At 64.6% G+C, this 19,042-nt stretch carries 20 protein-coding genes and 1 tRNA gene; 9 read left to right on the top strand and 12 right to left on the bottom strand.

What is annotated here, in order from left to right; genetic code table 11:
* Positions 1–13: 13 nt before the first annotated feature.
* Both D4765_RS08140 and D4765_RS08135 read right to left on the bottom strand, forming a co-directional pair.
* A complete protein-coding gene (locus tag D4765_RS08140) occupies positions 14–856 on the bottom strand; it encodes an alpha/beta hydrolase (RefSeq protein ID WP_136641792.1) in 843 nt (280 codons plus the stop codon).
* 137 nt (positions 857–993) lie between these two features.
* Complete coding sequence (locus tag D4765_RS08135) at positions 994–1,791, bottom strand: helix-turn-helix transcriptional regulator (protein WP_136641791.1); 798 nt, start codon at positions 1,789–1,791, stop codon at positions 994–996.
* 47 nt (positions 1,792–1,838) lie between these two features.
* Between D4765_RS08135 and D4765_RS08130 the strand changes: the two genes are divergently transcribed.
* Positions 1,839–2,636 (top strand): helix-turn-helix transcriptional regulator, encoded by a 798-nt coding sequence (locus D4765_RS08130; protein WP_136641790.1) that lies wholly within the window; start codon positions 1,839–1,841, stop codon positions 2,634–2,636.
* 3 nt (positions 2,637–2,639) lie between these two features.
* Here D4765_RS08130 and D4765_RS08125 read toward each other — a convergent pair whose 3' ends face one another.
* On the bottom strand, positions 2,640–3,119 hold the full coding sequence (locus D4765_RS08125) for an MmyB family transcriptional regulator (protein ID WP_136641789.1): 480 nt from the start codon (positions 3,117–3,119) through the stop codon (positions 2,640–2,642).
* 181 nt (positions 3,120–3,300) lie between these two features.
* Here D4765_RS08125 and D4765_RS08120 point away from each other — a divergent pair, with 181 nt between their 5' ends.
* Entirely contained in the window at positions 3,301–3,894 is a 594-nt protein-coding gene (locus tag D4765_RS08120) for a hypothetical protein (RefSeq protein WP_136641788.1), read from the top strand.
* 424 nt (positions 3,895–4,318) lie between these two features.
* Here D4765_RS08120 and D4765_RS08115 read toward each other — a convergent pair.
* Positions 4,319–4,391 (bottom strand) — tRNA-Lys (locus tag D4765_RS08115).
* Positions 4,392–4,506: 115 nt separating this feature from the next.
* On the opposite strand from D4765_RS08115, the gene D4765_RS08110 reads away from it, so the two are divergent.
* From D4765_RS08110 to D4765_RS08095, 4 genes are all read left to right on the top strand, one after another.
* The gene (locus tag D4765_RS08110; RefSeq protein WP_136641787.1) at positions 4,507–5,136 is read left to right on the top strand and encodes a DNA-directed RNA polymerase subunit beta; all 630 of its coding nucleotides are present in this window, start codon (positions 4,507–4,509) and stop codon (positions 5,134–5,136) included.
* A 178-nt stretch (positions 5,137–5,314) separates the two neighbouring features.
* Positions 5,315–5,725, top strand: coding sequence for a hypothetical protein (locus tag D4765_RS08105; RefSeq protein WP_136641786.1), 411 nt, complete (start codon positions 5,315–5,317; stop codon positions 5,723–5,725).
* A 108-nt stretch (positions 5,726–5,833) separates the two neighbouring features.
* Positions 5,834–6,427, top strand: coding sequence for a sigma-70 family RNA polymerase sigma factor (locus D4765_RS08100; protein ID WP_136641785.1), 594 nt, complete (start codon positions 5,834–5,836; stop codon positions 6,425–6,427).
* Entirely contained in the window at positions 6,424–7,284 is an 861-nt protein-coding gene (locus D4765_RS08095) for an anti-sigma factor (protein ID WP_136641784.1), read from the top strand. The genes D4765_RS08100 and D4765_RS08095 overlap by 4 nt, the downstream gene beginning before the upstream one ends.
* Positions 7,285–7,422: 138 nt before the next feature.
* Here the strand turns inward: D4765_RS08095 and pstB are convergent, their stop codons facing one another.
* The 8 genes from pstB to D4765_RS08055 all read right to left on the bottom strand — a co-directional run bounded on the left by pstB (position 7,423) and on the right by D4765_RS08055 (position 16,657).
* Entirely contained in the window at positions 7,423–8,202 is a 780-nt protein-coding gene (gene pstB, locus D4765_RS08090; RefSeq protein WP_136641783.1) for a phosphate ABC transporter ATP-binding protein PstB, read from the bottom strand.
* A gap of 61 nt (positions 8,203–8,263) precedes the next feature.
* Entirely contained in the window at positions 8,264–9,364 is a 1,101-nt protein-coding gene (gene pstA, locus D4765_RS08085) for a phosphate ABC transporter permease PstA (protein ID WP_136641782.1), read from the bottom strand.
* Positions 9,361–10,428, bottom strand: coding sequence for a phosphate ABC transporter permease subunit PstC (gene pstC / locus D4765_RS08080; protein WP_237280323.1), 1,068 nt, complete (start codon positions 10,426–10,428; stop codon positions 9,361–9,363). The genes pstA and pstC overlap by 4 nt, the downstream gene beginning before the upstream one ends.
* Positions 10,429–10,634: 206 nt before the next feature.
* On the bottom strand, positions 10,635–11,759 hold the full coding sequence (locus D4765_RS08075) for a phosphate ABC transporter substrate-binding protein PstS (protein WP_136641781.1): 1,125 nt from the start codon (positions 11,757–11,759) through the stop codon (positions 10,635–10,637).
* Positions 11,760–11,891: 132 nt separating this feature from the next.
* Complete coding sequence (locus tag D4765_RS08070) at positions 11,892–12,824, bottom strand: NUDIX hydrolase (RefSeq protein WP_136641780.1); 933 nt, start codon at positions 12,822–12,824, stop codon at positions 11,892–11,894.
* Positions 12,821–15,001: an RNA degradosome polyphosphate kinase gene (locus tag D4765_RS08065; protein WP_136641779.1), complete on the bottom strand. Its 2,181-nt coding sequence runs from the start codon at positions 14,999–15,001 to the stop codon at positions 12,821–12,823. Before D4765_RS08065 ends, D4765_RS08070 begins: the two co-directional genes overlap by 4 nt.
* A 65-nt stretch (positions 15,002–15,066) precedes the next feature.
* Positions 15,067–15,996, bottom strand: coding sequence for a mycothiol synthase (gene mshD, locus D4765_RS08060; protein WP_136641778.1), 930 nt, complete (start codon positions 15,994–15,996; stop codon positions 15,067–15,069).
* The gene (locus tag D4765_RS08055) at positions 15,965–16,657 is read right to left on the bottom strand and encodes a response regulator transcription factor (RefSeq protein ID WP_136641777.1); all 693 of its coding nucleotides are present in this window, start codon (positions 16,655–16,657) and stop codon (positions 15,965–15,967) included. Before D4765_RS08055 ends, mshD begins: the two co-directional genes overlap by 32 nt.
* 77 nt (positions 16,658–16,734) lie before the next feature.
* Here D4765_RS08055 and D4765_RS08050 point away from each other — a divergent pair, with 77 nt between their 5' ends.
* From D4765_RS08050 to ygfZ, 3 genes are all read left to right on the top strand, one after another.
* Complete coding sequence (locus D4765_RS08050) at positions 16,735–17,001, top strand: hypothetical protein (RefSeq protein WP_136641776.1); 267 nt, start codon at positions 16,735–16,737, stop codon at positions 16,999–17,001.
* Between the two features lie 151 nt (positions 17,002–17,152).
* Positions 17,153–17,749: a heme-binding beta-barrel domain-containing protein gene (locus D4765_RS08045; RefSeq protein WP_136641875.1), complete on the top strand. Its 597-nt coding sequence runs from the start codon at positions 17,153–17,155 to the stop codon at positions 17,747–17,749.
* Positions 17,718–18,950: a CAF17-like 4Fe-4S cluster assembly/insertion protein YgfZ gene (ygfZ, locus tag D4765_RS08040; RefSeq protein WP_136641775.1), complete on the top strand. Its 1,233-nt coding sequence runs from the start codon at positions 17,718–17,720 to the stop codon at positions 18,948–18,950. Before D4765_RS08045 ends, ygfZ begins: the two co-directional genes overlap by 32 nt.
* Positions 18,951–19,042 lie beyond the last annotated feature (92 nt).

The raw sequence follows: 19,042 nt of genomic DNA, 5'->3' as shown, positions 1-19,042 counted from the left end.
GAGGAAGGTGACGCTACGCGTTTGCGGCAAACGATTTCAGGGGCGCATCGGTGGTGACTTTCTGGTCGAGCCAGGTGAGGACGTCGGCGGCGACATCGGCCCAGCCGGAGTCGAAGGCGAGGGAGTGGCCGCGGCCTTCGAACTCGTGGAAGTCAGTGACGGAGTCGGTGTGCTTGGTGTACAGCGCGAAGACCTCCCGGGTGACTTTCTCAGGCACGGTGTGATCCAGCGACCCTGAGGTCAGCAACAGGGGTCCTCGGGGGGTTTTGTAGGTATCGACGGCGGCGGGTGAGGTGCGGGAGAAGTTCGCGGCGGCGTCTTCGAACAGCGGCCGTCCCGGGCCGGGGATCGTGAAGCGGGTGTGCAGGGCGTCGGATTCGTCTTTGCTGAGGGCGTTGCCGAACGAGTACTGGAACTGCGCCCCGGTCAGGGAGACGGTGTGCTTCTTGCTGGATGGCTTGCCGAGGATGGGGAAGCCGGAGCGGAGCTGCGCGAAGGGCAGTGCTTTGACGCCTTTGATCGGGGCGGGGTCGATGGCGACCGCTGCGATGGCGAGGTCGTGGGCGAGGAGTTCTTGGGCGATGAGTCCGCCGAAGGAGTGGCCGATCACGATCGGTTTCTGCGGCATGGCTTCGATGATGTCGGCGTAGTGGTCGAAGATCGCTTCGATCCCGATACCGTCGAGGGCTTCGGGGTGTGCCCGGGTTGCTTCGACGGTGTCGCCGTCACCGGGCCAGCCGGGTGCGACGGCGGTGTAGCCGTGCTGGTCGAACAGGTCGATCCATGGGGTCCAGGAGTCGGAGTGGATCCAGAGGCCGTGGATGAAGACGACGGGCGGGTTGGTGGGTGTTGACATGACGGTGCTCCAATGCGAGAGATGCGGTTTGGGCGACCGGTTGGCTGCCTGAACTCAAGGTAGGTTCGCGGTACCGGTGGGCACGTGGCCCCGGCGCACCTAGGAACATGACAGTCAGTCAGCTGGCGAGGGTACAGTCAGCTGGCAAGGGCGGCGAGCTTCGCTGCAGATTCAGAGCCCGGCTCTGCGACGTACATGCCGAGTACCTGACCACCGGTCGCTGGAATCCGGAAGGTCAGTAGCCGTAGCGCTAGCATCCCCGCCGTCACGTGATACGCCGGGATGGGCATGCCGGAGGCGGCGAACGTGTCTTGTCGTTCCCAGTATTCGCTGAAGTAATCGAACTGATGCAGCTCGGCTAACAAGGTGAGTAGCTCGTGGCTATTGTCTAGAGGGTCGATTCCGGACCGGAACGCGGCAACGGCGCGGCTCGCGACGGACTGCCAGATCTCGTTTCGGGGCCTGTCGGCTTCGAAGATGATCTTCACGATGTTCTGGCCGACCTGAAGCCGTGGTTCCAGGCCGTCGAACAGGTCGTTCGCGTAGAGAATGTCGAGATACCGGGTGGCTACGTACACTGGCGTACTTCGCATCGATTCCACGAGCTCCATCGTGCTGGCGCTCAACAACGCGTCCGACTGTCGGGTAGCGCCAAGCGACGGGCGAGCGATCTCGTGCAGGTACAGTGCTGCATCGCCGTCAAGGCACAACGCTTTTATCAGCCCGTCAACGACCGTTGGTGAGGGGCTGAGTTCGCGGCCCTGCTCCATGCGGAGGTAGTAGTCGCTGCTGATGCCGGCGAGCATCGCGACTTCCTCCCGGCGCAGCCCGGGAACTCGGCGGTGCGTGGTGGGTGCGGGAAGGCCGACCTGTTCTGGGGTCACTAACTGGCGGCGCGCGGTGAGGTAGCCCGCTAGAAGACCATCACCGCTCATTCTCTGATCGTAGGGGCGAATGGTTCGCCGGGCGATAGCCTGTGCGCATGGACAACAACCCGGTGGGCGAGTTTCTCCGTGCCCGGCGAGAAACAGTCCAACCCGAAGACGTCGGTTTGTACGTCGACGCCGGCCGGCGGGTCAGCGGCCTGCGCCGCGAAGAAGTCGCCCAACTCGCCGGCATCAGCAGCGACTACTACTTGCGCCTGGAGCAAGGCAAAGACGCCCACCCGTCGGATCAGGTCGTGAACGCCATCGCGAAAGCTCTGCTGCTGGATGATCAGGCCACGGCATATCTGCAACGGCTGGTCAGCCCAACCGCGACGCACCCGTTCGCCCCGACCCTCGCCGATGTCGACCCGGCAGACCTGGACTTCCTCACCTGGTGGGACCACTCAGCGGCGTACGTGACAAACGGCTGCCAAGACGTCCTCGCCGCGAACGCTCTCGCGGGTAGGCTCGCGCCCGGGGTGTACGAACCGGGCCGGAACCTGATGCTGGCGCTGTTCAGCGACACGGCCAAGGCGACCGTTTCGGACTGGGAGACGGTGGCGTCAGAGATGCTCGCGGCGACCCGGGAACGCACCGACGCGAACGACCCGCGCCTGCACGAGATCGTCGGCGAGCTTTCCCTGACCGACACGGATTTCCGGCGTATCTGGGCCCGCCACGACGTGAAAACCTGCACTCACGGCACAACCAGCTACCCGATCCACGGGTACGGCGTCGTCGAACTGCGCTGGCAGCAGCTGAGCATCCGAACCGACCCGCGACTCGCGCTGACCACCACCTTTGCGCTCCCCGGCAGCCAGGAAGAGACCGCGCTCAGATCACTTCTGCCCTAGACGTTAGACGGGCGACCCGCTATCGACGCTGACCAAGACGAGGGTTTGCCTGTCGGTGCCGGGCAGCCGCAACTGCTGAAACGACAACCGCAGCCGCCCCCGCTCCGGGTGGTCAAACACGATCGGCGTACCCGACGGCAGTACGGCCGGCTCTTCAGCCAACGCTTCGGAGAACCGGTCGCTCTTGGACGCGAGCTCACCGACAAGGCGACGGAGCTCCGGTTCCGGCGACATCAGGCCGGCCTCATTCAGCACCAACGCAACAACCTGACCGGTCGCGCCAGCCCAATCCGGTAACGCTTCCCGGGCGGCCGGGACAAAGAACGTCGCACGCAGCAAATTGGTACCAACCTCGAACACGGCACTGAGCTCCCGCGCCGACCGGTTCGATGCCACCACGTCGAAGTCATGACTTCGAACGAAAACAGGTACCGTCTGAACGGACTCGAGCCAAGCAAGGAGAAGAGGATCGATTCTGTGCATGGCCGCGAGCCTACGAGCCACGACCACGACAGGGCGTGACCCCGCCGCACCTACCGTCACCACGGACATGACCCCGCTCCTCCTAGGCGCACTGCCACCACGCGTAAGCAACAGCTCAGGCCTACGTTGATGACCACACGGCTGTCGCACCCGGCGACACCGGAACAAGGGGAGCCCCACCATGACGGAAACGAAAGCATCGCCGGCATTGATGAGCGCGCTCGTCACCGAGCATTTCGTTCTGCAATCCGCCGCGAGCTCAACAATCAGCGAATCCGGCAGCAGGGCCTCGATCTACCTGGCAGCGCTCTCAAGCGGCCTCGTCGCCGTCGGATTCTCCAGCAGCTCACCCGGAATTCTCGCAGCACTCTCCTTCACCGTCTTCCCAACCGTCTTCATCCTCGGCTGCTTCACCGTCGTCCGCCTCGTCGACACCAGCATCGCCAACGTCGTCGCGCAAAACCGGATCGAACTCATCCGGCGCTTCTACGCCGACATAGATCCCGCCGCAGCTACGTATTTTCAACCAGACAACACGGCAACGGTAGGAACAATGGGCGTGAAATACGGGCGCACCGCTGTGCTTTTCACCACAGCAAGCATGATCACCGTCGTCAATTCCGTTCTTGGCGGAGCCGGCATCGCCGTCGTCCTAACCATCGGAACCGGCGTGCCGCTCATCGCCGCCGTGATCACTGGAATCGCTTTCGGCCTGCTCGTGCTCGCCCTCCTCTTCGCCTATCAAGTCCAACGAATCCGATCAGCACGCCCGTAACCCTTCAAAAACACAACACCGGACGCCAGCGTGCAGGGCCTACGGCTCTATGGAACGAAAAGAGCCACATCCGCCGGGAGCTGACAAAGAGGAAGCCTGACGCTGTGCGCAAATTGAGGTACAAATACTTGAGGGGTATTTGCGCTGATAATGGATATTTCGTCAAGTAACCTAGGATCCACCCCGGCGTAACCGGGTCAACTGTTCTCTATGGTGCGCATAGCGTTTCGACCCAGAGCGAGAAGCCTGAAGGCGTTGGCCAGCGGCGCCCCCGAGTTTTCCTGCCGCTGTCGGCGGCTGGCTCAACTTGACCCAGAAGCAGAACGCTCTGGTTCGTATCTTTCAGTTGTAGACAGACTGTGGTCGAATAACATCGAGTTTGAATCAACTTCACAAAAAACTGCCACTGACCAGCCATTTGGGGTGGGCCCCGTCGGGCTCGAACCGACGACCCACGGATTAAAAGTCCGATGCTCTACCAACTGAGCTAGAGGCCCTTGTGAACTAACTTACCGGTTTATTCGCCGAGGCCGAAATTGTGGCTCACGGCTGACGCACCTTTTTATGTCGTACCTTTGTGGAGGAAAAACCACGAGAACAGGAGTAGCCCGGGTGAGCGACGATTTTCACAAGCCGACACTGTTCGCCAGCTCGACGTTCGAGGCGTTCAAGGGCGGCGAAGACCCGGCGCACATCAGCCGGTTGGCGCACGACACCGCTGCAGCGCTGCTGAGCCGGGTACGCGAAGACCGAGATCCAGAGGTCATCGACCGGCTCATCGCGTACACCGACGTCAACGGTATCGATGCCATCGCCGAGCTCTGGTCACGGGCATCCGCTCGCAGTCTGCCGGGTGCCCTCTGGCGCATCTACCTGCTGCGCGCGCTGACGCGGCAAGACCCTGAGCAGTCGAGTTTCGTCTTTCAACGGGGGGCCGACATGTCGTCGACCATCGACCCGGTGGTTGCGGGCGCGTCGACGCCCACCGGGCCCGAAGAGATCACCGAGCTGGCCGACCAGATTCTGCGCGGGCTGTTCGAGGGTGACTTCGCCGTTGCGCTCGACCGGGCGGCCGCGTTCTGTCGCCTGATGTCGGCGGGATGCGCGAGCCTGGCCGATGACGCCGAGGTGGTTTCGCCGGCGAGAGCGAGCGAACTGACCACCCGTGCGCTGCGGTTCCACTCCATTGCAGCCGAACTGACGGCGTGCGCAACCCTCTGGCGACGTCAGAGCCTCGATTGAACGACCGGGCCGATCGTTTGATAAACTGTGATGGTCGGGCCGTGGTAACCCCGGGCTCCAAATTTAGCCGCTCCGAGCGGCCTCGCGCCGAGAGGCGTTTCCACGGCCCGACATCTCTTATGCCACGAGCTGCGTACACGGAGCCCGTCGCGTACGCACCGCATGGGCGTGTGGCCGCATGAGACCGTTCCGGTTTGCAGCCGTGCTCTGGACCGTGGTGGCCCTCGGCCTGAACGCGTACATCCATTTCACGCTCGCCCCCTCCGTCGAGACGTTTCCGGGTTCTGCGCTGCCCAGCAGTGGCATAAACCTCGGCACCCTCTACTACGTCGAGGCCGGCGTCAATGCGCTCGCCGCGGTTCTGGTGCTCATCCGCCCGCGTGTCTGGAGTTCGCTCTTCGCCGTGCTGGTCGCCCTGACTGGCCTGGCGACCCTCGTCGTCTCGGTGTGGATGCCCATCCACCTGCCGCTCGGCCTCCCAGGAGTGCCCATGGGCTCGTGGACGACGGAGAAAGCCATCTCGGCCGGCGCCCAGGCTTTTGTCGTGGTCAGCGGCATGATTGTCGCCGCTACGACCCGCCGGCGATAGCCGAAAACGCCGTTCACGGCGCCTCGGGCAATCCGTTTGAGCCGGTGCGCCGAATATCCGTTGTCACCCAAGACACTGATGACCAACCGAGGGAGGGCAAGACCTGCGATGCTTAAGCTTGTGACCCATCAAAGCGAACGTGATGACCCTCTGCAGGAGTCGAGTCTTGACTCTCTGCTGCAGCGCATCGCCACCTCAGATCAGCGGGCATTCTCCGAGTTGTACGACAGGGTCGCCCCTCGAGTGCTCGGTCTGATCAAACGCCTGCTCGTCGACCACGCGCAATCTGAAGAGGTGGCGCAAGAGGTCTTCCTCGAGATTTGGAAGACCGCAGCGAAGTTCGACACCAACAAAGGCGCCGCGATGTCGTGGATCCTCACGATGTCTCACCGCCGAGCCGTCGACCGGGTGCGTGCCTCGCAGTCGGGCCACGACCGCGACATCAAGATCGGCATCCGCGACCTGCCGCAAGAGTATGACCACGTCGCCGAGAGCGTCGAGATTCGCATCGAACACGAGAGGGTGAAGAAGGCGATGGGCCAACTGACCGAGCTTCAACGCCAGGCCGTCTCGCTCGCGTACTACGGCGGGTACAGCCACAGCGAGGTGGCAGAAATGCTTCACGTGCCCATTGGCACGGTGAAAACACGATTACGCGATGGAATGATTCGCCTGAGAGATGAGATGGGGGTTACCTCATGACGAAAGATGTTGACTACCTCTCGTCTGGTGCCTACGCCCTGAATGCGCTGACCCCCGACGAGGCTCGTGCGTTCGAACAGGCGATGCGTGAGTCGCCCGACCTCGCAACCGAGAGCGACGATCTGCTCGAGACGGCCGTGCTTCTGGCACTGGCGGCTACGCCGGTCGAACCGAGCGCAGGCTTGAAGTCGTCGATCATGGCGAAGCTGGCAGAGACGGCTCAGGATGCCCCGCTCACCCCGAGCCTGCATTCGATGCCGAACGTGGCCGCCGTGCCCCTGGCCGAAGGCCTTCAAGCTGGCCAGCTCGAAACCGCCCCGGCGTCGCCCGACGCTGCCCAGGCCGAACCCCTCACCGCCGCTACAGCAAAGGCCCACTCGCGGTGGTTCAGCCGCCCGGTCGGAGCCCTCGTGGCAGCCGCAGCCGCTGTCGCCCTGTTCGTCGGTGGTGGCGTGGTCGGGTCTGCGTTCATGCAGAACACCTCGTCGACGTCGCAGCAGGCAGCAGCCAGCTCGCTGGCCGAGATCTACGCGGCCTCTGATGTCGAGAGCACGCACAGCACCGTGAATGGCGGTGGTGAGGCCACCGTTCTCTGGTCGAGCAAGCTCGGCAAGTCGGCGGTCGTCGCAACCGGGCTGCCGTCGCTGCCGTCGAACAAGACGTACGAGGCCTGGTACATCAACGGGTCGAACGTGAGCCCGGCTGGTACCTTCACGCCGGGTGGCGACACCACCACCTGGCACGTTCTGACGGGCACCATGACCGCGGGCGACACCGTGGGTGTCACCGTCGAGCCGGCCGGTGGCTCGCAGAAGCCCACGACGAACCCCATCCTGGCGGTTCCGAGCGTCATCTGATCCACCTGCAATACAGCAACCTGAAACACAGCAGCACCTGAAACACAGCAGCACCTGAAACACAGCCACAGCAGAGAAATGCCCCGCCGGTCATCCGGCGGGGCATTTCTCGTGGTGCAGAGCGAGTACGGCGAGCAGCTACCCGAAGCGACCCGACACGTAGTCTTCGGTCTCTTTCATCGAGGGGCTGCCGAAGATGGTGGTGGTGTCGTTGTACTCGATGAGCTTGCCGGGCTTGCCCGTGCCCGCGATGTTGAAGAACGCCGTCTTGTCTGAGACGCGACTGGCCTGCTGCATGTTGTGCGTCACAATGACGATCGTGTACTGCTCTTTGAGCTCGGTGATGAGGTCTTCGATGGCGAGCGTCGAGATGGGGTCGAGCGCCGAGCACGGCTCATCCATCAGCAGCACGTCGGGCTCGACGGTGATGGCGCGTGCGATGCACAGACGCTGCTGCTGGCCGCCGGAGAGGCCGCCGCCGGGCAGGCTCAGCCGGTCTTTGACCTCGTTCCAGAGGTTGGCGCCGCGCAGGCCCTTCTCAACGAGTTCGTCACCGTCGCCCTTGCTGAGACGCTTGTTGTTGAGCTTCAGGCCGGCCAGAACGTTGTCGCGAATCGACATGGTCGGAAACGGGTTTGCGCGCTGGAAGACCATACCCACCTGGCGACGAACCATCACGGGGTCGACCCCGGAGTCGTAGAGGTTGTTGCCGTCGATGAGCACCTCGCCTTTGACGTGTGCGCCAGGAATCACCTCGTGCATGCGGTTCAGCGTGCGAAGGAAGGTCGACTTGCCGCAGCCCGACGGGCCGATGAACGCCGTGACCGTGCGCGGTTCGATGGTGATCGTGACGCCTTCGACGGCAAGAAAGTCGGTGTAGTAGACGTTGAGGTCGTTGACTTCGATTCGCTTTGACACGGGGTTCCTAACAAATGTTCGGGTGAGAGCAGAAGAACGGCGGACGAGTGTGGGAGGGGCGTTAGCGCGAGCCCTTGGGGGCGAAGATGCGCGCAATCAGACGGGCGATCAGGTTCAGAATCACCACGAGAATGACGAGCAGCAGCGCGGCACCCCACGCCGAGCTGTTCGATGCGGCGATGTCTTTGCCTGGGAAGGCAAAGCCGGTATAGGCCAGCACGGGCAGTGTCTGCATGGGGCCGTCGAACGGATTGGCGTTGAAGTTGTCGGTGAAGCTCGCGGCCAGGAAGATGGGCGCGGTCTCACCGATGACGCGGGCCACCGCGAGCATGATGCCCGTGATGAGGCCGGCGATGGCGGTGGGCAGCACGATCTTCACGATTGTTGCGAACTTCGACACACCGAGGGCGTACGACGCCTCCCGCAGGTCACCGGGCACGAGGCGCAGCATCTCTTCGCAGGCACGTACGACGGTGGGAATCATCAGAACAGACAGGGCCACCGAAGCAGAGAACCCGCTGAAGGCTTTCGGGCCCACGATGATCGAGAACAGCGAGAAGGCGAACAGGCCGGCGACGATCGACGGTATGCCCGTCATCACATCGACCAGAAACGTCACCGTTCGGGCGAGCCACTGTTTCGGCAGCGCGTATTCCACCAGGTAGATCGAGGTGAACAGCCCGATGGGTATCGAGATGAGAGCCGCAATGCCGGTGATGATCAGCGTGCCGACGATGGCCTGCAGCGCGCCGGGCGTCTGCGTCACCTCGAGTGTGTTGGGGTCGAAGGTCGAGGCACCGGTCTGGGTGATGAAACTCCAGCTCAGTTCGCTGGCACCCTTGGCGACAACCGTGGCGAGCGTTGAGATGAGGGGGATGAGCGCCAGCAGAAAGGCAACGGTGACCAGGCCGCGAACGATACGGTCAGTGGCCTTTCGACGGTTCTCTACGACGACCGAGAGAAGCCCGAGGGCGATGAGGTAGACCACGGCGGTGAGCACGAGCCAGCCCACCACGTTGAAGCCGATGAGCAGAAGCAGCAGCGCGCTGACAACTGCGGCACCGATGATCACGTACAGTTCGGCGAAGCGCGGCAGCTGGCCGGTGGTCAGCGAGTTGCCGACCGGCCCGGTGGGCTTCACGCGCGGGCTGAGGGCGGTCAATATCTCGCTCCTTCGATGTCTTCTTCAGGGGTGGGGCCTTCGTCGTCGGCAATGCCGGCGCTGCTGCGACCCGATACCACGTCGAGTGCGGTGGCCGAAGCGAAGTCACCGGCGGGAACGCGGCTGAGTGGCCCGGGGCTCTTGGGCGAGACCTTCGACTTCGTGCGCTTGCCTTTGCGGCCGCCGACAATGACACGGGCGATCGAGTTCACGGCGAGCGAGATGACGAACAGCATCAGGCCCGTACCGATGAGCGCGTCGCGCTGCAGCGTGGTGGCGATAGGAAAGTTGAGGGCGATGTTCGCCGCGATGGTCTGCGAGTTCTTACCCTCGGTGATGAGGTTCACCGACACGAGGATGGCCGGCGAGATGATGAGCGCAATGGCCATCGTCTCACCCAGCGCCCGGCCGAGGCCGAGCAGTGTGGCGCTCACGATTCCCGACTTGGCGTACGGGAACACAGCCATGCGAATCATTTCCCAGCGCGTCGCGCCGAGGGCGAGGGCCGCCTCTTCGTGCAGGCGCGGGGTCTGCAGGAAGATCTCGCGGGAGATCGAGGTGATGATGGGCAGAATCATCACGGCCAGCACGAGGGCGCCAGCGAGAATCGTGGAGCCTGTGGTTGACACGGGGCCGCCGAACAGCGGGATCCAGCCCAGGTTCGCGGCCAGCCAGTCTGACAGTGGGAGCAGGAACGGGCGGATGACGATGATGCCCCAGAGACCGAACACGATCGAGGGTACGGCGGCCAGCAGGTCTACGAGGTAGCCCAGAATGCTGGCGAGGCGACGCGGCGCGTAGTGCGAGATGAACAGGGCGATGCCGATGCCGATCGGTGCGCCGAACAGCAGCGCGATGGCAGCCGACCAGAGTGTGCCCCAGATGAGCGGGCCGACATAGGCCCAGAAGTTGGGAAAGCCCGCGGTGGGGCCGGTGTTGAGCTGACTCTCGGTCGACCAGTCGGCCGTGATGGCGGGAATGGCCGAGATGATCAGAAAGAGCGCAACGCCCGCGAGGATGATCATGATGAGCATCGCAGAGCCCGTGCTCAACGATTTGAAGATGAAATCGCCTGGGCGAGCCCGGGTCGATCGCCGGGGGAGGGTCGCGTCTTCGCGCGATCCCTTCCCGGCGCCGGTCGTGCCCGGCGTCTGGCCTGACCCGCCCGCCGAACTCGGGGTTGCAGATCGAACTGTTGTTTTGTCGCTCACAGCGTTCTTTCTCGAGAGTTCAGCAGGCAGATCAAACAGAAACCGGATGTTTCAAACTACTACTTGACGGAGGCGAGGGCCGTCTGAACCTTGGTCAGCATCTCATCCGGGATGGGAGCCGAGCCGGCGTTCTTCGCGGCGACCTGCTGGCCGACCGACGAGGCTACGAAGCCGATGAACGACTTGGTGAGCGTGGCCTGGGCGGCGGTCTTGAACGTGGTGCAGACGATCTGGTACGAGATCAGCGGGATCGGGTACACCGTGGTGCCGGTCAGCTTCGAGTAGTCGAACTTCTGCGACAGATCGCCGGTAGCGGTGGGTACCGTGGTGGCGGCTGCGGCGAACGCTGCGGTTGCGCCCTCCTGCGAGAAGGCGACCTTGTTGACCGTTGCCGCAGTGGCTGTGCCGATCGCGCTGTGGTCGGCGTAACCGATGGTGCCGGAGCCCGCGGTGACGGCCTGAACGACGCCAGAGCCACCCTTCTGCGACGAGACATTGCCCTTGATGGGCCACGCGTTGCTGGCCGGGTTGGTCCAGATGGTCGGCGACGCCGCGCTGAGGAAGTTCGTGAAGTTCTGCGTGGTGCCAGAACCGTCTGAACGAGCGACCGTGGTGATGGCCGTTGCGGGCAGCGTGACGCCGGGGTTGTCGGCGACGATGGCCGGGTCGTTCCACGTGGTGATGGCGAGCGAGAAGATCTTGGCAATCGTGTCGGTCGACAGGTTCAGCGTGGTGACGCCCGGGAGGTTGTAGATGAGCGCGACGCCGTCGAGGTAGACGGGCAGGTTGAGCGCGCCGCCGGTGCCGCAGATGGCCTGCGAGCTGGTCTGCTGGTCGGCCTTGAGCGGCGCGTCAGAGCCAGCGAAGTCGTAGCTGCCGGCGAGCCAGTTGGTGACGCCACCGCCCGAGCCCTGCGACTTGTCGTAGTTCACGGTGACGCCCGCGACCTGGGCCTTGTACGCCGTGATCCAGGCGTTCTCGGCGTTGGCCTGGGCGCTGGATCCGCCCGCAGTGATGGTACCGGTGAGTGATGCGTCGAGCGGAGTCGAGGTGACGGCTGTGCTCGCGGCGCCGGTTGAAGCTGAGGTGCTCGAGCCGCTGGTGCTGCTACTGCTGCAGGCGGAGAGCGCGATGGCTACCGTTACGAAAACGGCTCCGGTCGCAGCCACATTTTTGAACTTCACTGTGTTCCCTTCAATTCGAGGCCGGTGCAGGCCCTCACTGAAGATATGCACGGCGCCTGACCACGCTCCCCCTGAGAGGTGAACAGAAGGTTAACGACGGTCGACGAATCGGGGTTTCAGCCGAACCCGATGTCAGACGAGTTGCGGAACGTGGGTCTCGATCGCAATGATGCCGGAGCCGGGCCGATCGTGCGAGAGGTGCAGCACCGAGAAGCCCGCCACCGGCAGATCTCCAGCGCGGCTGAGCGAGGGCTGCCGAGAACCGCCCGCGGCGAGACCGATCTCCCGAACGATCTCGGGCAGCACAGGCCCGTGTGAGCACAGGATGCTCGACCGCAGCTTGCGCACCCGCTTCGCCACCACGTGCCGCACGTCGCTCGTGCCGTCTTCGAAGGCGTCTTGGCTGATGCGATCGGTTGCCCGTACGCGAATGGATGTGGCTTCGGCGAACGGTGCCACGGTCTCGAGGCAGCGGCGGGCGGTGCTCGACACGATGACCTCGGCGCCGAATGCGCGGAGCGAGGGCACGATCACGTTCGCGTCGGTGCGCCCGCGGTGGGTGAGCGTTCGCAGGGCATCCGGGCCGTCGAATTCAGTGCCGGGGATGGTTTTGGCGTGCCGCAGCGCGATCAGGGCGAAGGTGCGGGAGACGCCCTGGTCGACGAGCAGTTGGAAGCGTTCGAGCACTTCGACGTCGCGTTCGTACGTGAGTGACTTCTTGGCCCGGCGTAGCGACATCCATTCGCACCCCGCCACCTCTTCACCCGGTTCGAAGGTCGACGACGACAGCGCTGCGGTGGTGACCTCGGCGGCCCAGTAGTACACGACCTTGTCGCGATTGTTGGGCATGGTGTAGCTCGTCAACCCGAGAGGTACCCCGAGGTCGATCGCGAGGCCGGTCTCTTCGAGCGTCTCGCGCACGGCCGTCTCCGGCAGCGTCTCGCCCGGCTCGACCTTGCCCTTGGGCAGAGAGATGTCGGCCCGTTGCTCCCGGTGAATGACGAGAACGCGCACCTTGTCGCCGTCGAGGCGCCAGCACACCGCGCCGGCGGCGTAGACGGTCACCGTGCAATGCCCGTTCGTTTGCGGCGCGAGGTGAGATACATGAGGCGGTCTTGCAGATCGATGAGCGTTTCGCCGGCATCGTTGGTGGTGTGCCTGGCCCACTCGCCTTCGCCGTCGAGCCACCAGGCGGTGACGGTGTCAGACATGGCCAACTCGAACATCGACGCGATCTCTTTGAGGTGATCGGGTGCTGTGAGGCGAACCAGCGCCTCGACCCGGCGGTCGAGGTTGCGGTGCATCATGTCTGAGCTGCCGATGAACACCTGCGGGTCGCCGTTGTTCACGAACGAGAAGATACGCGAGTGTTCGAGGTAGCGACCGAGAATCGAACGCACCCGAATAGTTTCGCTGAGCCCGGGCACACCCGGTTTGATGGCGCAGATGCCGCGCACCCACACATCGATGGGCACGCCGGCCTGGCTCGCGCGGTAGAGACCGTCGATGATGGCCTCGTCGACGATGGAGTTCAGCTTGATGCTGATGCCAGAGGGCAAGCCGAGTGACGCGTTCGTGGCCTCCTGCGCAATGCGTTTGAGCAGCCCTTTTCGAAGATGCAGCGGCGCCACCAGCAGTCGCTTGAACTTCTTCTCGATGGCGTACCCCGAGAGCTCGTTGAACAGCCGGGTGAGGTCTTTGCCCACCTGGTCGTCTGCAGTGAACAACCCGAAGTCTTCGTAGACACGCGAGGTCTTCGGGTTGTAGTTGCCGGTGCCGATGTGGCTGTAATGCCTGAGGTGGCCTTTTTCGCGGCGCACCACGAGGGCCAGCTTGCAGTGCGTCTTCAGGCCCACGAGGCCGTACACCACGTGCACGCCGGCCTTCTCGAGCTTGCGTGCCCACGAGATGTTCGCCTGCTCGTCGAAGCGCGCTTTGATCTCGACGAGAGCGAGCACTTGCTTGCCCGCCTCGGCCGCGTCGATCAGGGCCTCGACGATGGGGCTGTCACCGCTGGTGCGGTAGAGCGTCTGCTTGATGGCCAGCACGTCGGGGTCGGCCGCGGCCTGCTCGAGAAACGCCTGCACGCTGGTGGCGAACGACTCGTAGGGGTGGTGCACCAGGATGTCTTGTCGCGCGATGGCCTTGAAGATGTCGGGGCGCGCGTTCGGCTCGGGCGGCAGCAGGTGCACGTTCGTGGTGGGCACGTGCTTGGGGTACTTCAGGTCTGGCCGGTCGATCTTGCCGAGCTCGAACAGGCCGCCGAGGTCGAGCGGGCCGGGCAGACGGTAGACCTCCTGCTCGGTGACGTCGAGCTCCCGAACGATGAGGCCGAGGGTCACGTCATCCATGTCTTCGGTGATCTCGAGCCGGATGGGCGGGCCGAAGCGGCGCTTCAGAAGCTCTTTCTCGAGCGCCTGAATCAGGTTCTCGGTGTCGTCTTCTTCGATTTCGACGTCTTCGTTGCGGGTGACCCTGAACACGTGGTGCTCGAGCACCTCCATGCCGGGAAACAGGTGGCCGAGGTGATTGGCCATCAGGTCTTCGAGACTGATGAAGCGCACGTCTCTGGTGCGTTCACGCGGGTCGACCCGCACGAAGCGGGGCAGCACCTGCGGCACCTTGAGGCGGGCGAATTCCTGGCGGTCTGATTTCGGGTTGCGCACGCGTACCGAGAGATTCAGCGACAGCCCGGAGATATAAGGGAATGGATGCGCGGGGTCGACGGCCAGAGGCATTAACACCGGGAAGATCTCTTCGCTGAACACCTCGGTGAGGCGGTCTTTCTCGTTCTGTTCGAGCGACTGCCATTCGACGATGTGGATGCCCGCGCCATCGAGCGCCGGCTTCACCAGGTTCTGGTACGCCGCCGCGTGTCTGGCCTGCAGTTCGTGCACGGCGAGCGAGATGTCGTCGAGCACCTCCTGCGGCCCGCGCCCCACGTTGGTGGGCACGGCCAGCCCGGTCACGATACGGCGCTTCAGACCGGCGACCCGCACCATGAAGAACTCGTCGAGGTTGCTGGCGAAGATGGCCAGGAAGTTCGCCCGCTCGATGACCGGCAGCGAGGCGTCTTCGGCGAGCTCGAGCACGCGGCGGTTGAAGGCCAGCCAGCTCAGCTCGCGGTCGAGGTAGCGGCCTTCGGGCAACGCCGGGTCGTTGGGGTCTTCTACCATCTCGAAATCGTCGTCGAGATAGTCGGAGCCCACGCCCGCGTCGAGAGTGATGTTGTCGCCGTCCATCCCATCATCATGTCACCCCCGGGTGATCTCCGAGAGTAAACGGGAGGTGAACGAGGGGGAGGCGGCTAACGCCTACGGTACTGCACGTCGATCGTGTGGTCGGTGAACCCCAGCGAGCGGTAGAGAGGTACGGCCGGGGTGTTGTCTTCTTCTACATAGAGGGCTGCGGTGCGGCAGCCGCGGCCGAGTAGATGAGCGAGCCCACGCAGCATCAGTTCACGCCCGAGACCCTGGCCCGAGTGGCTGGCATCGACGCCGATGACGTAGATCTCGCCGACGGTGTCGCCGGGTTCGACCTTCAGCCAGTTGTAGCCGATCATCTCGCCGTCGGGCGAGCGGGCGATGAGAAAGTCGTTCGCATCGAACCAGTCGTCTGCCATGCGGGCGTGCAGGTCGTCGACGGTGAGTCTGCCCTGTTCCGGATGCCCGTGGAACACCCGCGCGTTCAACTCGACCCACGATTCATCGTCCTGCCCCGGCACGAACGCTTCGACGCGGGTCACACCGGGCGGCGGCGGCATTTCGGCAGTCAACGGCATGCGCAACTGCAGCAGGGTGCGTACCGGTTCGAAGTCGTGCCGTGCGGCGAGGGCGCGGGCACCAGGGTGGTCGCCGTGGGCCCAGGCCAGGGTGGGCGCGGGATGAGCTGCGACGAACGGTTCGAGTAGTCGAACCAGCAGCGGTCCGGTGCGGCTGGTGAGCATGTGCGCCGTGAGTGCTTCGCCGTGGCCGCGCCGCCGGGCATCCGGAGCGATGACCAGCTCGAGGGTGTCGTCGGTGACAGCCGCGGCGCCGACCAGGCTGTCGCTGTCGAGGCGGTCGCCCTCGAAAGCCAGAACCACGAAGTTCGTTCCGGCACGGGCGTCGGCGAGCGTCTGGTCGTTGAACGGCGGCTGGCCGTCTGACAGGGTGGCGCGCGAGAGCAGAGCGGTCAGCGCGGCAACGTGCGCCGCGCCTTCCGGGTCAAACTCCGCGAGCCCCAGCGAGGCGGTCATTCTCGTCTTCGAAGAAGTTGAACCGGTAGCCGACGTTTCGCACGGTGCCGATGAGCGACTCGAGGTCACCGAGTTTCGCTCGCAGGCGCCTCACGTGCACGTCGACCGTGCGGGTGCCACCGAAGTAGTCGTAGCCCCACACTTCGCTGAGCAGTTGCTCGCGGGTGAAGACGCGTGAGGGGTTGAGGGCGAAGAAGCGCAGCAGTTCGAACTCTTTGAACGTGAGGTCGAGCGGGCGGCCGTGCACCCGGGCCGAATAGCTCGCTTCGTCGATGACCACGCCAGAGGCCTGGATCTTCGACGACGACTGCTCTTGAACCTGACGGCCGATGGCGAGACGGATGCGTGTGTCGACTTCGGCGGGCCCGGCGCTCTCGAGCACCACGTCTGCCGCGCCCCACTCGGCGCTGACGGCGGTGAGCCCGCCCTCGGTGAGGATGAGCACAATGGGCACGCCGATACCCGTGGTCTTCAGAATCTTGCAGAGCGAACGAGCGCTGGCGAGGTCGCGCCGCGCGTCGATGAAGATGAGATCGCAGTTGGGGGTGTTCACCAGCTGTGATGCCTCTGCGGGAATCTGACGGGTGCGGTGACTCAACAGAGAGAGCGCAGGAAGTACCTCTTTGTCGACCGCAGAGGTCAGGATCAACAACTGCGCCACAGAGATCCTCCAGAAATTACCTTCCACAATCCTAGCGGTTTGACCTCGGTACTCGCCGCATCGGGCAGAATGGGCAGGTGAACATGCTGCTGCTGAAGACGGTCGTGCCCATCTGGCTGCTCACTGCGGTGGGAGCTGTTCTCATCGCCGTTGCGTCGGCCCCCAGCGAGTACCTGCTCTACCTGCCGGTCGCGCTCGGTTCGGCCACCGTCGTCACGCTCATCGCGCAGCTGGCGTTGACACGGCCGGAGGGCTTCGTCGATCGGGTCGCGGCGAGCATCGCCGGCTCGTTCGTCATACTCGCTGTGACGACGCTCGTGCTTGTGCCCCTCACATTCGCCTAGAATTGACGCATGTCATACGTGCCTCTTGAACTCTTCTACCTCGGGCTCCTCGGTCTTGCGGGGGTCGGCATCGCCTTCACGTCGATTGTGGTCATCCTGAGGCTGTTCCGCGGCCAGCGCTAACCGCTGCTGCAACCGACATCTCCTCGTGGTGATTGAAATCCCCTCTGGGCTGCCGCCCGAGATCGTTCCACTTTCCTGGCTCCTCGGCGTGTGGGAGGGAACCGGTGTCATCGACTACACCGTCGGCGACGAGAAGAAGACGTATGAGTTCGGCCAGCGTGTGAGTTTCAGCCACGACGGTCTGCCCTACCTGAACTACAGCTCGTACAGCTGGCTGCTCGACGAGAAGACCACGCCGCTGGTCACCGAGATGGGGTACTGGCGGCTCAGCCGCCCCGCGGTCGACGGCGACCCGGGCCCCGGCATGCTGCCCGGCGCCGACCCGCGGCCGTACGCCAGCACCGAGGCTGTCGAGGGTCTTCGCAATGCCGGCGACGGCTTCGACATCGAGGTCTCGCTGCTGCACCCGGGCGGCGTCGACGAGCTCTACATCGGCCAGGTGAAGGCCGCCCGCATCGACCTCGCCACTGACGCCGTGATGCGCTCGCACTCGGCGAAGGAATATTCTGCGGCCACTCGCATTTATGGCTTAGTGGCGGGGCACCTGCTCTGGGCGTGGGACATCGCGGCGCTCGGCCAAGACCTGCGCACCCATGCGTCGGCACGGCTCGCCAAAACAGACTGAGAAGGTTCTCGTGACCGCATCCCCATTCCTCGCCCTGCCCGGCGCTGTCAACGGCAGCGGTGACACACTCGGGGTCGCGGCGCACTACGGCAACCCGCTGCGCGAACAGCGTCTTCTCGTCGGCGGAGCGGTGGTCGACCTCTCGCACCGCGGGGTCATCTCGGTGACCGGCCCCGACCGGCTGAGCTGGCTCGACTCCGTCACCAGCCAGAGCCTGAAGCAGCTGGCCGCCGGCTCGTCGGCCGAGACTCTTCTGCTCGACCCGAGTGGGCGCGTAGAACACGCCATCCGCGTCTTCGACGACGGCGTCACCGCGTGGTTGCTCGTCGACGGCGGCGAGGTCGAGGCGCTGACCGCGTGGTTGTTGCGGATGCGCTTCATGCTGCGGGTCGAGATCGCCGACCGGTCGGTCGAGTTCGCCACGGTGGGCTGGATGCCGGGCTCCGACGAGCAGGGTGCGTCGGGCGCCGGGGTCGAGGCCGGAATCGAAGAGTTCGCCGCCGCGGAGAACGGCGTTGCCGTGACGTGGGCCGACCCGTGGGCCGAAGTCGTCGCCGGGGGGCACCAGTACGCAGAGATCGACGAGCATCCGGGAGCCGAATGGCGCTGGCGAGAGACTCTGGTACCGCGAGACTCACTCGGCGCGCTCGCCGATGCAGTTCGCCGCGGCGAACTCGAGGTCGCCGGCGCGCTGGCCGCCGAAGCGCTGCGCATTGCTGCCTGGCGGCCGCGGCTCAGCACAGAGGCCGATGAGAAGCTGATTCCGCACGAGGTCGACTGGATCCGCTCGGCGGTGCACCTGAACAAGGGCTGTTACCGCGGGCAAGAGACGGTGGCGAAGGTACACAATCTCGGGCATCCGCCGCGCCGGCTGGTCATGCTGCACCTCGACGGGTCTGACGCTGTGCTGCCCGCGCCCGGCGACGAGGTGCTGGTGCCTGCGTCGGCGACGGTGCTCGCGACGACACCGGATGCCCCCGACACCGTGGTGGGTCTCATCACGTCGAGCGCACTGCACTTCGAGCTCGGCCCCATCGCCCTCGCGCTGGTCAAGCGCACTACCCCCGTCGAGGCCGTTCTCGCGGTGTCGAGCGAGTCGATCAGGGTGGCGGCGAACCAGGAGATCATCGTTCCGCCCGAGGCCGGTGCTGCCGTGGGGCGCATTCCGCGGCTGCCCCGGCTCGGAGCCCAGCGCCGCTGAGCACGCCGCAGGCGAGGGGCCTCGACGTGTGCTGTCCATGCCCGTCTGAGAGCACTTTGCGTCTTCTCGATGGGGCCGGGTGAGACGGCGGG

Source organism: Subtercola vilae, from assembly GCF_004923255.1.
Taxonomy (GTDB): domain Bacteria; phylum Actinomycetota; class Actinomycetes; order Actinomycetales; family Microbacteriaceae; genus Subtercola; species Subtercola vilae.
The sequence above is the reverse complement of the archived record's forward strand: the minus strand, read 5'-3'. Positions and strand labels throughout refer to the sequence as shown.